The organism is Chitinolyticbacter meiyuanensis, assembly GCF_008033135.1.
Classification (GTDB): Bacteria; Pseudomonadota; Gammaproteobacteria; order Burkholderiales; family Chitinibacteraceae; genus Chitinolyticbacter; species Chitinolyticbacter meiyuanensis.
The window spans coordinates 3,905,439-3,918,509 of record NZ_CP041335.1 but is presented as its reverse complement, the minus strand read 5'-3'; the positions used below and the strand labels follow the sequence as shown (position 1 = coordinate 3,918,509).

At 66.1% G+C, this 13,071-nt stretch carries 16 protein-coding genes; 7 read left to right on the top strand and 9 right to left on the bottom strand.

Going from position 1 to position 13,071, the window contains the following annotated elements; genetic code table 11:
* On the bottom strand, positions 1-486 hold the full coding sequence (gene secB / locus FLM21_RS18645; protein ID WP_148717011.1) for a protein-export chaperone SecB: 486 nt from the start codon (positions 484-486) through the stop codon (positions 1-3).
* Between the two features lie 115 nt (positions 487-601).
* Complete coding sequence (gene grxC / locus FLM21_RS18640) at positions 602-862, bottom strand: glutaredoxin 3 (RefSeq protein ID WP_148717010.1); 261 nt, start codon at positions 860-862, stop codon at positions 602-604.
* Between the two features lie 282 nt (positions 863-1,144).
* On the opposite strand from grxC, the gene FLM21_RS18635 reads away from it, so the two are divergent.
* Both FLM21_RS18635 and FLM21_RS18630 read left to right on the top strand, forming a co-directional pair.
* Entirely contained in the window at positions 1,145-2,212 is a 1,068-nt protein-coding gene (locus FLM21_RS18635; RefSeq protein WP_148717009.1) for a type II asparaginase, read from the top strand.
* Positions 2,213-2,334: 122 nt separating this feature from the next.
* A complete protein-coding gene (locus tag FLM21_RS18630; protein ID WP_246120757.1) occupies positions 2,335-2,688 on the top strand; it encodes a NirD/YgiW/YdeI family stress tolerance protein in 354 nt (117 codons plus the stop codon).
* A gap of 15 nt (positions 2,689-2,703) precedes the next feature.
* Here FLM21_RS18630 and FLM21_RS18625 read toward each other — a convergent pair whose 3' ends face one another.
* The gene (locus FLM21_RS18625) at positions 2,704-3,612 is read right to left on the bottom strand and encodes a LysR family transcriptional regulator (RefSeq protein WP_148717008.1); all 909 of its coding nucleotides are present in this window, start codon (positions 3,610-3,612) and stop codon (positions 2,704-2,706) included.
* 97 nt (positions 3,613-3,709) lie between these two features.
* On the opposite strand from FLM21_RS18625, the gene FLM21_RS18620 reads away from it, so the two are divergent.
* From FLM21_RS18620 to FLM21_RS18610, 3 genes are read left to right on the top strand one after another with little or no spacing between them, the layout of a single operon-like run.
* A complete protein-coding gene (locus tag FLM21_RS18620) occupies positions 3,710-4,399 on the top strand; it encodes an SDR family oxidoreductase (protein WP_148717007.1) in 690 nt (229 codons plus the stop codon).
* The gene (locus FLM21_RS18615; RefSeq protein ID WP_148717006.1) at positions 4,396-5,499 is read left to right on the top strand and encodes an alkene reductase; all 1,104 of its coding nucleotides are present in this window, start codon (positions 4,396-4,398) and stop codon (positions 5,497-5,499) included. The genes FLM21_RS18620 and FLM21_RS18615 overlap by 4 nt, the downstream gene beginning before the upstream one ends.
* Complete coding sequence (locus FLM21_RS18610; protein WP_148717005.1) at positions 5,496-6,509, top strand: zinc-binding alcohol dehydrogenase family protein; 1,014 nt, start codon at positions 5,496-5,498, stop codon at positions 6,507-6,509. The genes FLM21_RS18615 and FLM21_RS18610 overlap by 4 nt, the downstream gene beginning before the upstream one ends.
* A gap of 38 nt (positions 6,510-6,547) precedes the next feature.
* Here the strand turns inward: FLM21_RS18610 and FLM21_RS18605 are convergent, their stop codons facing one another.
* The 6 genes from FLM21_RS18605 to FLM21_RS18580 all read right to left on the bottom strand — a co-directional run bounded on the left by FLM21_RS18605 (position 6,548) and on the right by FLM21_RS18580 (position 10,596).
* Positions 6,548-7,345 carry a peptidoglycan-binding domain-containing protein gene (locus tag FLM21_RS18605; protein ID WP_148717004.1) on the bottom strand — a complete coding sequence of 266 codons (798 nt, stop codon included), beginning with the start codon at positions 7,343-7,345 and terminating at the stop codon, positions 6,548-6,550.
* Positions 7,346-7,409: 64 nt separating this feature from the next.
* On the bottom strand, positions 7,410-7,835 hold the full coding sequence (locus FLM21_RS18600) for a hypothetical protein (protein ID WP_148717003.1): 426 nt from the start codon (positions 7,833-7,835) through the stop codon (positions 7,410-7,412).
* A gap of 7 nt (positions 7,836-7,842) precedes the next feature.
* Complete coding sequence (locus FLM21_RS18595) at positions 7,843-8,196, bottom strand: hypothetical protein (protein ID WP_148717002.1); 354 nt, start codon at positions 8,194-8,196, stop codon at positions 7,843-7,845.
* A gap of 15 nt (positions 8,197-8,211) precedes the next feature.
* On the bottom strand, positions 8,212-8,721 hold the full coding sequence (locus tag FLM21_RS18590; protein WP_148717001.1) for a hypothetical protein: 510 nt from the start codon (positions 8,719-8,721) through the stop codon (positions 8,212-8,214).
* An 80-nt stretch (positions 8,722-8,801) separates the two neighbouring features.
* Positions 8,802-9,056, bottom strand: coding sequence for a hypothetical protein (locus tag FLM21_RS18585; RefSeq protein WP_148717000.1), 255 nt, complete (start codon positions 9,054-9,056; stop codon positions 8,802-8,804).
* 115 nt (positions 9,057-9,171) lie between these two features.
* On the bottom strand, positions 9,172-10,596 hold the full coding sequence (locus FLM21_RS18580; RefSeq protein WP_148716999.1) for an aminotransferase-like domain-containing protein: 1,425 nt from the start codon (positions 10,594-10,596) through the stop codon (positions 9,172-9,174).
* 171 nt (positions 10,597-10,767) lie between these two features.
* Between FLM21_RS18580 and FLM21_RS18575 the strand changes: the two genes are divergently transcribed.
* Together FLM21_RS18575 and FLM21_RS18570 are read left to right on the top strand one after the other, a co-directional pair.
* Entirely contained in the window at positions 10,768-11,097 is a 330-nt protein-coding gene (locus FLM21_RS18575; RefSeq protein WP_148716998.1) for a hypothetical protein, read from the top strand.
* 108 nt (positions 11,098-11,205) lie between these two features.
* Entirely contained in the window at positions 11,206-13,059 is a 1,854-nt protein-coding gene (locus tag FLM21_RS18570) for a ribonuclease catalytic domain-containing protein (RefSeq protein ID WP_148716997.1), read from the top strand.
* Positions 13,060-13,071 lie beyond the last annotated feature (12 nt).

Below are 13,071 nucleotides of genomic sequence, written 5' to 3'. Positions count from 1 at the left end.
TCAGTGCGTGGTCTGCGCTTCGCCATTGGCTTCTTGCGCGGCCTGGGCCTGACGTTGTTGCAGGTAGATCGCTTCGAAGTTGATCGGCTGCAGCAGCAGCGGCGGGAAGCCGGCGCGGGTGGTCAGATCGCTGACGGCTTCACGCAGGTAGGGGAACAGGATGCTGGGGCAACCGATGCCGAGCAGCGGGTCGAGTTCGCCTTCCGGAATGTTCTCGATGCTGAAGAGGCCAGCCTGGGTGATCTCGACCAGGAACAGCGTACGGTCTTCGGCCTTGGCAGTGGCGGTCACGGTGAGCGCGGCTTCATAGAAACCGTTGTCGAAGCTCTTGGCGTTGTTGCGGAACTGGATGTTGAATTCCGGCTGTTCCTGCTCCATGAACGCTTGCGGGGTGTTCGGTGCTTCCAGCGAGATGTCCTTCACGTACAGCTTCTGGATGGCAAAGACCGGTTGTTGCGATTGTTCTTGCTGTTCCTGTTCGCTCATCGCGATTCCCTTCATTCAGTGTGTGTGTAGAGGTGGGCAGTCTGGTGCCGCCCTCACGTGGCCGGAATCATCGCATGATTCCGTGACGAGTAACCAGCGCGCAGCCGCGCGCCGATCACTGGTTTTCAAGCAGCGGAACGAGCCCACCAGCGCGGTCGAGCGCGGCCAGATCGTCATAGCCACCGACGTGGGTGTCGCCGATATAGATCTGCGGCACCGTGCGCCGGCCGGTCTTCTGCATCATCTCTTCGCGTCGGTTGGGTTCCAGATCGACGCGGATCTTCTCGATGGCGTCCACGCCACGCTGCGTCAACAGCCGCTCGGCCATCACGCAGTAGGGGCATATGCCAGTGCTGTACATCAAGACCTTGTTCATCTTCACTCCATGCGCTTGGCGCCCGATTCCTGCTTAGTTGCGGCCGTTGCCGGCAATCTCAAGCCCTGTCGACCCGTTGCCTACGCTGCACCACGATGTCGCGTTGCTGTGCTGCGATGAAGCTTTCTGCATCCTTTATGTGTTGTAAGGCCTTTCCCCATCGGGATTTATGGCAATTCCGTGACGGCGTCGGCGGCGCGCATGCTCATCCCGCCGCCGCACGGGCGGCATCCAGACCGCCTGGCTACGAGCCCGGCGGCCCCCGACAGGAGATGACACCCCATGTATGCAACTCGTCTTGCCCGCTACGGCGCTGCCGTGGCCTTCCTCGGCGCAGCCGCATTCAGCCATGCCGACAGCCTGCCCAATGTGACCATCCTCGCCACCGGCGGCACCATCGCCGGCACAGGCGCCACCAGCACCACCACGGTCGGCTATACCGCCGCCAAGCTCGGCGTGGACAAGCTGATCGAGGCCGTGCCGGAAATGAAGACCATCGCCAATGTCAGCGGCGAGCAGGTGTTCCAGATCGCCAGCGAGAACATGACCAATGATCACTGGCTCAAGCTCGCCAAGCGGGTGAATGAGCTGCTCAAGCAGTCGAACGTGGACGGCATCGTCATCACCCACGGGACCGACACCATCGAGGAGACAGCGTACTTCCTCAACCTGGTGGTCAAGAGCAAGAAGCCGGTGGTGATCGTCGGCGCAATGCGCCCGGCTACCGCGATCAGCGCCGATGGCCCGATCAATCTCTACAACGCCGTGGGCATTGCCGGCAGCAAGGATGCGCAGGGCCGTGGCGTGCTGGTGGCGCTGAATGACGAGATCCAGGGCGCGCGCGAAGTGACCAAGAGCAACACCATGCTGGCCAACACCTTTCGCGCGCCGGACATGGGCAACCTCGGTTACGTGGTGCGCGGCAAGCCGGTGTTCTACCGTGCCACCGCGCGCAAGCATACGGTCGATACCGAGTTCGACGTCAGCAAGCTCGTCAAGCTGCCCGAAGTCGACATTGTCTACGGCTATGCCAACGCCAAGCGTACGCCGATCGACGCCTTTGTCGCCGGTGGCGATGCGGGCCTGGTGCACGCCGGCACCGGGAATGGCAGCCTCGCCACCCCGGTGAAGGAGGCGCTGAAGGAGGCACGCGCCAAGGGCGTGGTGATCGTGCGCAGCTCGCGCACCGGCAGCGGCATCACCGCGCGCAACGGCGAAGCCAACGACGACGAGCTCGATTTCGTCGCCGCCGACAACCTCAATGCGCAGAAGGCGCGCATCCTGCTGATGCTGGCGCTGACCAAGACCCGCGACACCAAGGATATCCAGCGCATGTTCGAGGTGTATTGAGCGCTTGTGCATCCGCATCACGGGAGCCACGCGCTTCCGTGGTCGTTTCGGTGGTTTTCCCACCGGCGGAACTGCCGGGCCGCAGCTGTTTTCCAACGGGCATCTTTTCTTGGGAGCACACCATGATTGCGATCCGAGTGATGTTGGCGGCGGCAGCCACCGTGGCACTGGGCACCTCGCCCGTCTTTGCCGCCTGGGTCGGCCCCGGCAAGGAGGCTGCACCAACCACGGCCGCCGCGGCGGCGCAGGCGCCTGACGACACCCCGGTGCGGCTGGAAGGCCATCTGGTGCGCAAGCTCGACAAGGATCACTACGAGTTCCGCGACGACAGCGGCACCATCCAGGTCGAGATCGATGCCAAGGATCTGCCGACGCAGGACATCGGCCCGACCACCCGGCTGCGGCTGACCGGCGAGGTCGATCGCGGCCTGTTCAGCACCGACGTCGACATCGATCACGTCGAGATCTTGCGGTAGTGCGCGGATGGTGGGCTAGGCTCGCTCTGGCCCACCTGCCATCTTGTCCACGCAGAAATCCCAGAACGCGCGCAGTCGCGCTGGCAGCAGCCGGCCGCCATGCCGCACCAGATAGAGCGGCGTCGGCTCGGTCTGCCAGTCTTCCAGTGCTGCGACCAGCCTCCCCTCGGCGAGATCGCTCGCCACATCCAGTCGCGACTTGTAGGCCACGCCCCAGCCACGGCGTGCCCATTCGCTGACCAACGCGCCATCGTTGCTGTGGCGGCGCGGCTGCACCTGCACCCGGAGCCTGCTGTCGTCATCGCCGAACTGCCAGGCGGTGTGCGGCGTATCGCGGATGCTGAAGGCCAGGCAGTCGTGCTCGGCAAGCTCGGCCGGATGGCGCGGCGGTGGCCGGCGCGACCAATAGCCGGGGCTGGCGACGACGATGCGGCGGTTGTCCGGCACCAACGCCGTGGCGACCACGGCGGCATCGCGCGGCTGGCCGTAGCGGAAGGCGAGGTCGATCGAGTCGGCGACGAGGTTGTCGATGGCGTCCGACAGCGTCAGCGCCGGCTCCACCGCCGGATGGCGGGCGACGAACTCGTCCACCCAATCGAGCACGTATTGCCGACCGAAATCGGACGGCGCGGATAGCCGCAGCGGTCCGGCAAGCTCCCCCTTCACCTCGCGCAGCGCCTCCCGCCCCTGGTCGAGCGCAGTCTGTGCGGCACGGGCGCTGCGATACCAGATATCGCCCTCATTGGTGAGCGAGAGCTGGCGCGTACTGCGCTGGAACAGCCGCACGCCAAGCTGGGTTTCCAGGCGCTTCAACGCGATCGACAGCGCGGCCGGGCTTTGGTTGAGATCGCGCGCGGCGGCGGAAATCGAACCACGCTCGACGATGCGCAGGAACCAGTCCCAGTTCGGCAGCTCGGCCTTCATTCATAAAATCCTGTTGATAATGTTTTGTTGATTATGTGCTTTTTCCGCTGAAGCGGCAGGCGCACCATGCGCACATCCCCACGTGGAGTGCGCACTGATGAACAGTCTGTTGAACAGGAAGCTGCTGGTGGTCGGCGGCACCCAGGGCATAGGTCGGGCCGTGGCCATGGCGGCGCTGGCTGCCGGCGCTGAGGCCTGGACTGCCGGCCGCGGCGCGGCCACGGTGCCGGGGGCGCAGACAGTGCAGCTTGACCTGGTTGCGCCGGCGCAATTCGCCACCCAGCTTGCAGCGCTGCCGTTGCTGGATGGCGTGGTGTTCACCGCCGGTGCCCGCATCGGCTCGCCGCGCTTTGCCGAGGCGGACCTCGCCGAATGGCGGCTGGGCTTCGAGGTGAAGTTCTTTGGCACCATTGCGCTGCTGCAGGCGTTGCTGCCGCAGCTGGCGCCCGATGCCGCCATCGTGCTGACCTCCGGCGTGCTGGCGCGCAAGGCCAGCGTCGGCGGCATCACCAAGGCCACGCTGAACGCCGCCACCGAGGCGCTGGGCCGCAACCTCGCCAAGGAGCTGGCACCGCGCCGCGTCAACGTGGTATCGCCCGGCGTGACTGCCACCGAGAGCTGGGGCCAGGGCGTCGCACGCGACGACAAACTCGCATCGATCGCTGCCGGCCTGCCCGCAGGGCAGGTGGTCGATCCGGCCGACCTTGCCGAACTCTACCTGCTGGCGCTGACGCAGCCGGCAATGACCGGTGCGGTGCTCGATCTGGAAGGCGGTGCGCTGCTATGACGACCGACCTGTTTTCCCCCATGCCGCTGGGCCCGCTCACCCTGCCCAACCGCATCGTGATGGCACCGATGACGCGTGCCCGCAGCGCCCAGCCGGGCAATGTGCCGACCGCGCTGATGGCCGAGTACTACGCCCAGCGCGTCAGCGCTGGCCTCATCATCACCGAGGCGACGCAGATCAGCGCTTCGGCCCAGGGCTACTCATTCACCCCCGGGGTTTACAGCGCCGAGCAGATCGCCGGCTGGCGCGGTGTGACCGCGGCCGTGCACCACGCTGGCGGGCGCATCTTCAATCAGATCTGGCACGTGGGCCGGGTGTCGCATCCGGTGTTCCACGCCGGCGGCCAGCCGGTGGCACCGTCTGCGATCCAGCCCCGTGGCACGCAGGTGTGGGTGGCCGATGCGGATGGCGTGGGCCGCATGCTCGATTGCCCGCTGCCGCGGGCGCTGACCCGCGTGGAGATTGCCGGCATCGTCGCCGACTTCCGCCAGGCGGCGCGCAATGCGATCGATGCCGGGTTCGATGGGGTGGAGCTGCACGCGGCCAACGGCTACCTGATCGACCAGTTCCTGCGCAGCACCAGCAATCGGCGCGACGACGAATACGGCGGTTCGCCGCAAAACCGGCTGCGCTTCCTGCAGGAGGTGGTGGCGGCCGTGGCGGCCGAGATCGGCGGCGAACGCGTCGGCGTGCGGCTCGCGCCCTACATCACCGCCAAGGACATGGCCGACCCCGACATCATCGACACCATCGCGCTTGCCGCTGCCTGGCTGAGCGGCAAGGTGGCCTACCTGCATCTTTCCGAGGCTGACTGGGACGACGCACCCCAGGTGCCGGATGCATTCCGCGACCGGCTGCGCGCGAGTTTCGCTGGCGCGTTGATCGTCGCCGGTCGCTACGACCGCCAGCGTGCCGTCGCAGTGCTGGCGCGCGGCTGGGCTGATCTCGTCGCCTTCGGCCGGCCCTTCGTGGCCAATCCGGATTTGCCCGAGCGCTTGCGTCGCAACTGGCCGCTCGCCGAGCTCGACCCCACCACGCTGTTCGGCGGCTCGGCCGCCGGCTACACCCGTTACCCGACTTTCCAAGGAGCCCTCGCATGAAAGCCGTCGCCCTCACCCGATACCTGCCGATCACCGATCCTGATGCACTGCTCGACGTGACCCTGCCCAAGCCCGTGGCCAGCGGTCGCGACCTGCTGGTCCGCGTCGAGGCGATCTCGGTCAATCCGGTGGACTACAAGGTGCGCGCGCCCAAGGACAAGGTCGAACCCAGTCCGCGCGTGCTGGGCTGGGATGCCGCCGGCGTGGTCGAGGCCGTTGGCCCCGAGGTGACGCTGTTCCGTCCGGGTGATGCCGTGTACTACGCCGGCGATATCACCCGGCCAGGCAGCAATGCCGAATTCCAGTTGGTGGACGAGCGCATCGTTGCGGCCAAGCCGCGGACGCTGGGTTACGCCGAGGCGGCCGCGTTGCCGCTGACGGCGATTACCGCATGGGAATCGCTGTTCGATCGCCTCCGGGTGGATCGCCATGGCACCGATGCGGGCAAGACGGCGTTGATCATCGGTGGGGCCGGCGGCGTCGGCTCCATCGCGATCCAGCTTGCCAAGCAGGCTGGCCTCACCGTGATCGCCACCGCCTCGCGCCCAGAAAGCCGGGATTGGGTGCTGAAGCTGGGCGCCGATCATGCGATCGACCACCGTGGCGATCTGGTGGCCGCGGTGCGCCAGCTGGGGCTCAAGTACGTGGATTACGTGCTGTGCTTCAACGATACCGATGGCCATATGGCGGCGATGGCCGAGCTGATCGTGCCGCAGGGCAATATCGTCACCATCGTCGAGAACGCGCAGCCGCTGAGGCTGGAACCGCTCAAGCCCAAGAGCGCGGGCTTCCTGCAGGAGTTCATGTTCACCCGCGCCATGTTCCAGACGCCGGACATGATCGCGCAGCATCAGTTGCTGACCGAGGTGGCACGGCTGGTCGATGCTGGCGCGTTGCGCACCACGGTGGGCGAGCACTACGGCGCGATCAACGCGGCGAACCTGCGGCGCGCGCATGTCACGCTGGAAGCGGGACGCGCCATTGGCAAGATCGTGCTGGCGGGGTTCTGAGAAGCTGCGCAGCCGGGGGACTCGGCTGCGCAACTGCGTCAGCGGCCGGTGTAGTCGACGAAGCCCTTGTTGATGTCGACGATTTTGCGACTCAGCCGATAGACGCCACCGCCTTCGCGGGTCTTGCTGGCATCGGTGTTGCCCTCGATGGTGTGGATGATGCCGCCGGCCACCCGCTCCACCAGCCCGGAGTGGCCGAGCCCGCCGCCGTGGTCCATCACGAACACCATGCCGGGTTGCACCAGGCCAGGATTGGCCATGGCTTCGGCCTTGGTGATCCGCCTTGCGCCTTTTTCCTTGGCGCAGCGGTTCCAGTGATCGAGCACACCGGCAGTCTTCACCATGGGATTGGGCCGGCCGGCATCTTGCGCCGCCTTGTTGAAGCAGTAGTAGACGAAGGCGACACACCAGGCCAGACCGGTCGGCACGCCGGCCGTCTTGAGATATACGTCCACTTCGGGGCCGCGGTTGGAGTTGACCGGCTGCTCGCGCACCTTCTTGTCCGCTTCGCCGCCGGCCACGGCCAGCACGCGGGCGAGAAAGTGGTCACCGGCAGTGTTCGATGTGCTGATCGAATCCTGCCCGAACAGCGCCTCCCAGGTGAGCGCCCCGACCTGGCCGTCGGCCTTCAACGGGTTGCCGTTGTTGTCCACGTGCCGGGACTGGAACAGCATCACGGCCTGCTTGGTGGTGGGGCCGAAGCTGGGGTTGGCCGGGTCGAGCTTGAGGTCCGGTTGATTGGCAATGGCCAGCGCGGCGTTCAATTGTTTTTTCAGCGCGGCGACGATCTTGGCGTCGGTCTCGCCCAGCTTGATGATGCGTCCAGGGTATTGCATTGCAGTCTCCAACGACGGGGTGTACGGATTGACGTGTGCTGTGGCGGGCCGCGCCGGTATTGAGTCAGCTGGGCGCCGCGGGTTGGATGCGTGGCAGCAGCTTCGTCCACAGGTAGGGCAGCCAGATGCCGCTCGCTACGAACAGCGTGAACACGCCATGGGCGAGCGCGAGCTGGTTCAGTGTCGGCGCTTCGAATGCCGTCAGTACACCGCGGAGCGACGCATCGGCGGCTGCGTGTTGGTGCAAGGCTTCGGTGGCGGCAATCACCAGCTTCTGCGCCCGCATGATGGCGTTGTGATTGCCGATCGCGTACAGCAGCACGCTGATGCTGAAGCCGGTGAGGATCAGCGGGCTCTTGCGCACGTGTTCCTGGCTGAACACGTAGCCCAGCAGTACGAAGCACAGGCCCTGGAACACGTTCCACAGCGTGTAGATCAAGGCGGTCTGGTCTTTCTGGATGCCGATCAGGATGGAAATCGAATCCGCCATGGCATGCCTACTGCAATTCGCCGAGCACGGGAAATGGCAGGATCAGTCCGGTGGCTGCCGAAATGGCCTTCCACAGCACGCCGACGAGGGCGTTCCAGACCTTCTCCACGGTGGCGATCAGCAGGCCACGCAGGGTGCGGGCGAAGCTCAGTGCCATGTCTTCCAGCCCGTCGAGGAAGAATTCACGGGTCTCGTCGGTGATCTGGCCGGAAGTGATGCCGAGCCGAACCAGTTCCGCCTGCTGGGCGATGGCCTTGAGCTGGCGATCCGAGAAGCCGCGGAAGGTGGTGACGTCGGCCTTCAGCACCGAGGTGGCGGCGGCCTGCATGTCGAGCACGAGCTGGCTGATGTCGAGGGGCATGGCGGCGCTCCGGCGTTAGCGTTGCAGATAGTTTTCGTAGGTGATCGCCTGATCGAGGTAGATCACGATCTGGCCTTTGAATGCCATGGCTTCGAACGCCGTCACGCCCCGTTTGCGGTCGGTATCGCGCAGCTTGGTTACGGTTTCGGCGATCTTCCTGATTGCGTGCGTGCTGGGCGCCGTGCTGCTGTCGTCATCCAATGGCGGTCCGCCGCGCTGGGCGAGCGCAGCGTTGATGGCATCGGTAAGGCCATTGCGCGGCACCGGCCGTGCGCCGGCCAGCAGTGCCAACGCATCCAGCCGGCCGATCAGCGCGTTGTAGCGCGGCTCGCGCACGGCAAACGAGGCCGGCTCGGTGCCGGCGGAGACGGCGGCGAGCAGCGTCATTGTTTCGAGGGCGGCGGCATTGAGACCGTCGACCACCGCGCGATCGTAAGCAGGGGCCAACTGGGTGGCGCAGCCGGACAGCAGCAGCCAGAGCGCCAGAGCGGCGAGGCGAAGGGAGGCAAGCGGACGGCGCATCATGAAGGTTCCCGATGACGGGTGAATTTCATGATTCTGGCATGTGTGCGAAAGATTGCACGTTTTCCGTAACAGTGCCGTGATCAGACAGCAACCAGCAGTAACGCCACCAGCAGTGTCGCCAGGATGGGTGCACTCAACACGGCCAGCGCCGCCAGCAGGCGCGGCGAGCCGGGACACGGTTGCCGGCGATAGGCCACGACACCGAACAGGGTTGCGATCCCGGACAGCGCGCAGCTCAGCAGCTCCGACAGCGCCGCTTGGTCCGACGTGGCATGGCGCGCGGCTATGGCGCCGAGCAGAGGACCATCTGAAGCGGCGGTTTGGCGAACGAGCATGAAGCAGGCAGGGGGGCGACGAAACGACGATGGGGAGTGAGCGATCGTAGGGCTAAGACGTCGGCGTTGCAAAACCGATGTCATAAATCGTCGGCGAGCCAATTGCCTGATAGAGCTAGTGCTGCGCCACCCAAGCCCCGAGCCAGCGGATCGCCTCATCTAGCTCCCGCGTATACGGCTGGCCGCAGGAGAGGCGGATGTGGCCGGTGAAGCGCTGCGAGTTGGAGAACATCACGCCGGGTGCGATGCGAATGCCGGCGCGGAGTGCGGCGTCGAACAGCGCTTCGCCGTCGCCGCCTTCGGGCAGGGCGATCCACAGGCCAAGGCCGCCGTCGGGCACGGTGAGGCAGGTGCCGGCTCGGAACTGGCGGGCGATGGCTTCTGCCAGGCGCTCGCGCTGGTTGCGCAAGGTGGCGCGTAGTCGCCGCAGGTGGCGCTCGAACGCGGGGCTGGCCATGAAATCGGCGACGGCCAGTTGTGGCAGCGCCTCATTGGGCCGCGATTGGGCGAACTTCAGCATGGCCACGCGCTGCTGCCAGCGGCCAGCGCTGATCCAGCCCAGCCGCATGCCGGGCACCAGCATCTTGTGCAGCGAGGCACAGTGGATCACGTTGCCACTGTGGTCGAGCCCCTTCAGCGTCGACAGTGGCGCATCACGGTTGGACAGCGCGGCATAGGTGTCGTCCTCGATCAGCGCGATGCCACGCGCTGCGCACCAGGCCACCAGCCGCGCCTTGTGCTCGTCCGGCATGGTGCAGCCGAGCGGGTTCTGCAGGTTGGGCACTACCACGATGCCGCGGATGTTGTCGTAGGTATCGGCCGCGAGTTCGAGCGCTTCCAGCGAGATGCCGGTCTGCGGACTGGTGGGGATTTCCAGCGCGCGCAGCCCCAAGCTTTCCAGGATCTGCAGCAGCCCATAGAAGGTGGGGGATTCGACGGCGATCACGTCGCCGGGCTGGGCGATGGCGCGCAACGCCAGATTCAGCGCCTCGGTGCAGCCCTGGGTGACCACGATGTCGTCGGCGGCAAGCTGCATGCCGTTCGCCAGCGCCCGCTGTGCCAGCACCTGGCGAAAGCCGGGCTCGCCCTGCATCGGAACGGCACAGCCGAACAGGTCGGGCCGGGCGCGTAGCGCGCGCATTGCGGATTGGCGCAGCGCTTCGCTCGGGTAGAGCTCGGGTGCGCCCACCGCGCCAGCGAGGTTGACCTTCACCGCTGCCTGCTGGCCGCGCGCCAGGATGGCAGAGACGCGCGCGTTGATGCCGACGAACTGCGCAGGGTCCGGCAGGCGCGGTGTGGGTTCCTGTACTGGCGCGAGGCGCCGCCGCGCCAGCACGAAGTAGCCGGATCGCGGCCGGGCTTCCAGCAGCCCACGTTCCTCCAGGTGGCGACACAGCTGCAGCGCCGTCGACAGGCTGACCTGGTGCCGCGCCATCAACGCCCGGATCGATGGCATGCGCTCGCCCACCGGCAGGGTGCCGAGTGCGATGGCCTGGGCGTAGTGCTCGGCCAGCTGGCGATAGAGGGGCAGGGCGTCCATGCCCCATTGTCGGCCACGGCCGTCGCGATCGACACATACAGACAACGATTTTGCCAACCGAAACAGCGTGGGAAACGGCTCCGTGTTGCAGAACAGATCGCTTGTTTCTATGCCTGCCGCGAGCTGCGGGCGCGCCGTACGCTGCAGTTGTCACCGAAGCGGAGCGGCATCATGGAACAACGGATCACCCTGGGCGCCGGTCAGGCGCAAGCGTTGTGGCTGGCATCCGGTGCCACGCTGCGAGTCGAGCGCGGCGCGGTGCAGCTGCTGGGCGAGTTGGATCTCCTTGCCGGGCAGTCGTGGCAGATGCGATACGAACTGCGCCAGGGCGAAACCTACGTTGCCACTGCCGGCGAAACGATCACGCTGGTGCCAGCTGACGACAGCGTACTGCTGCATCGCGCGCCGGTGTCGCATGCTGCCGGCGCTCGTAGAGGGTGGCTTGCTGGTTGGTCATGGTTGTGCCAGCGGGCCGGTCTGGTCGATCCGCGACGCGCGTGAGCGCACCGTTCGGCCCGGCTGCCGGCTCGCCCTTGTTTTTCAAGTACTTGCCCTGACGGCGTCACGGGCGCTGGTATATAATCCGGCGTTTTTTCGCTAGGGCGCGGCATGCACGTTTTGTACGAAGACGACGGCTTCAAGGTGGCCACGGTCAAGGAAAGCCAGACCGGCAGCCTGCAGGTCGAGGACGTGCGCGGCAAGCGCAGCAAGATCAAGGCCGCCAACGTGCTGCTCAAGTTCGAGCGGCCTGATCCCGCTGCCATGCTGGCCGAAGCCGAAGCGCTGGCGGCCGAGATCGACGTCGACTTCCTGTGGGAGGTGTGCGGCACCGAGGAGTTCGGCTTCGAGGACATCGCGGCCGAGTATTACGGCGCGGCGCCGAGCTCGGCGCAGCAGGCCGCAGTGCTGCTGCGCATCGCCCAGGCGCCGATGTACTTCTACAAGAAAGGGCGAGGCCGCTACAAGGCGGCGCCAGAAGAGAACGTGAAGGCCGCCATTGCCGCAATGGCGCGCAAGCAGCGCGAAGCCGAGCAGATGGCAGGCTGGCAGGCCGAGCTCGCCGGTGGCACGTTGCCCGAGGCCTTCCTGCCCCAGCTGAAGAAGCTGCTGCATCGCCCGGACAAGAACGGCATCGAATACAAGGCGCTGGCTGCTGCCGCCGAGGCGGCGCAGACCTCGCCGCTGCGCCTGTTGGAGCGTGTCGGCGCCATTGCCGATGTTTCCGACTATCTGCTCGACGGCTTCCTGCTCGAATACTTCCCGCATGGCCGCGAGGCGCGCGTCGAGGGCGAATTTGCCGCAGCGCTCGCGCTGCCGCTGGCCGATGTCGCCGCATTCTCGATCGATGATGCAACCACGACCGAGATCGACGACGCGTTCAGCATCAAGCCGCTGGCCAACGGCAATACGCAGGTTGGCATCCATATCGCTGCGCCCACGCTCGGCATTGCTGCCGGCTCGCCGCTGGACAAGCAGATCCTGGAGCGGCTCTCCACCGTGTACTTCCCCGGTGACAAGATCACCATGCTGCCGGACGAGGTGGTTCGGGTGTACACGCTGGAAGAAGGCGGAGCCCGCCCGGCGATGAGCCTGTACCTGGAGCTCTCGCCCGGATTCGACATCGTCTCGCACCACAGCCGGATCGAGCTCGTGCCCATCGTTGCCAACCTGCGCCACGACGCGATCGAGCCGCATTTCAACGAGGCGACAGCCGGCCACGAGGACGAAGGCCCCGATTACCCATACAAGACCGAGCTCAACTACCTGTGGCGCTTCGCCGGCGAGCTGGAAGGCCGCCGCGGCAAGGCCGACCCGAATGCGCCGGTGCGGCTCGACTACAGCTTCTACATCGACCGACTGGACGATGGCGCCAAGCGCGTGCGCATCGTGCCCAGGAAGCGTGGCTCGCCGATGGACAAACTGGTGTCCGAGCTCGCCATCCTGGTCAACAGCACCTGGGGCAAGGATCTGGCCAATGCCGAGATTGCCGCCGTCTACCGCTCGCAGGCCGCGGGCCGGGTGCGGCTGACCACCCAGCCGGGGCCACACCTGAGCTTGGGCGTCGATTGCTATGCCTGGGCCAGCTCGCCGCTGCGCCGTGGCATCGATTACGTGAACCAGCTGCAGCTGCTGGCCATGCTGCGCGGCGAGAAACCGCGCTTCAACCGCAACGATGCGGAACTCTTTGCCGCTATCAGTGCCTTTGATACCGCCTACACGGCATACAACGATTTCCAGGACCAGATGGAACGCTACTGGTGCCTGCGCTATCTGGAGCAGGAAAACCTGACCGAGCTGCGTGCCCAGGTGATCAAGGAGAACCTGGTGCGCATCGACGGCACGCCGCTGGTGCAGCGTGTGCCGGGACTGCCGGAGCTGCCGCCCGGCACCACGGTCCAGCTGCAGCGGCTGGCGATCGACTACCTTGAATTGACGCTCGAATGCCGGATGGCGACGATCTGATCTGAGCAAGCC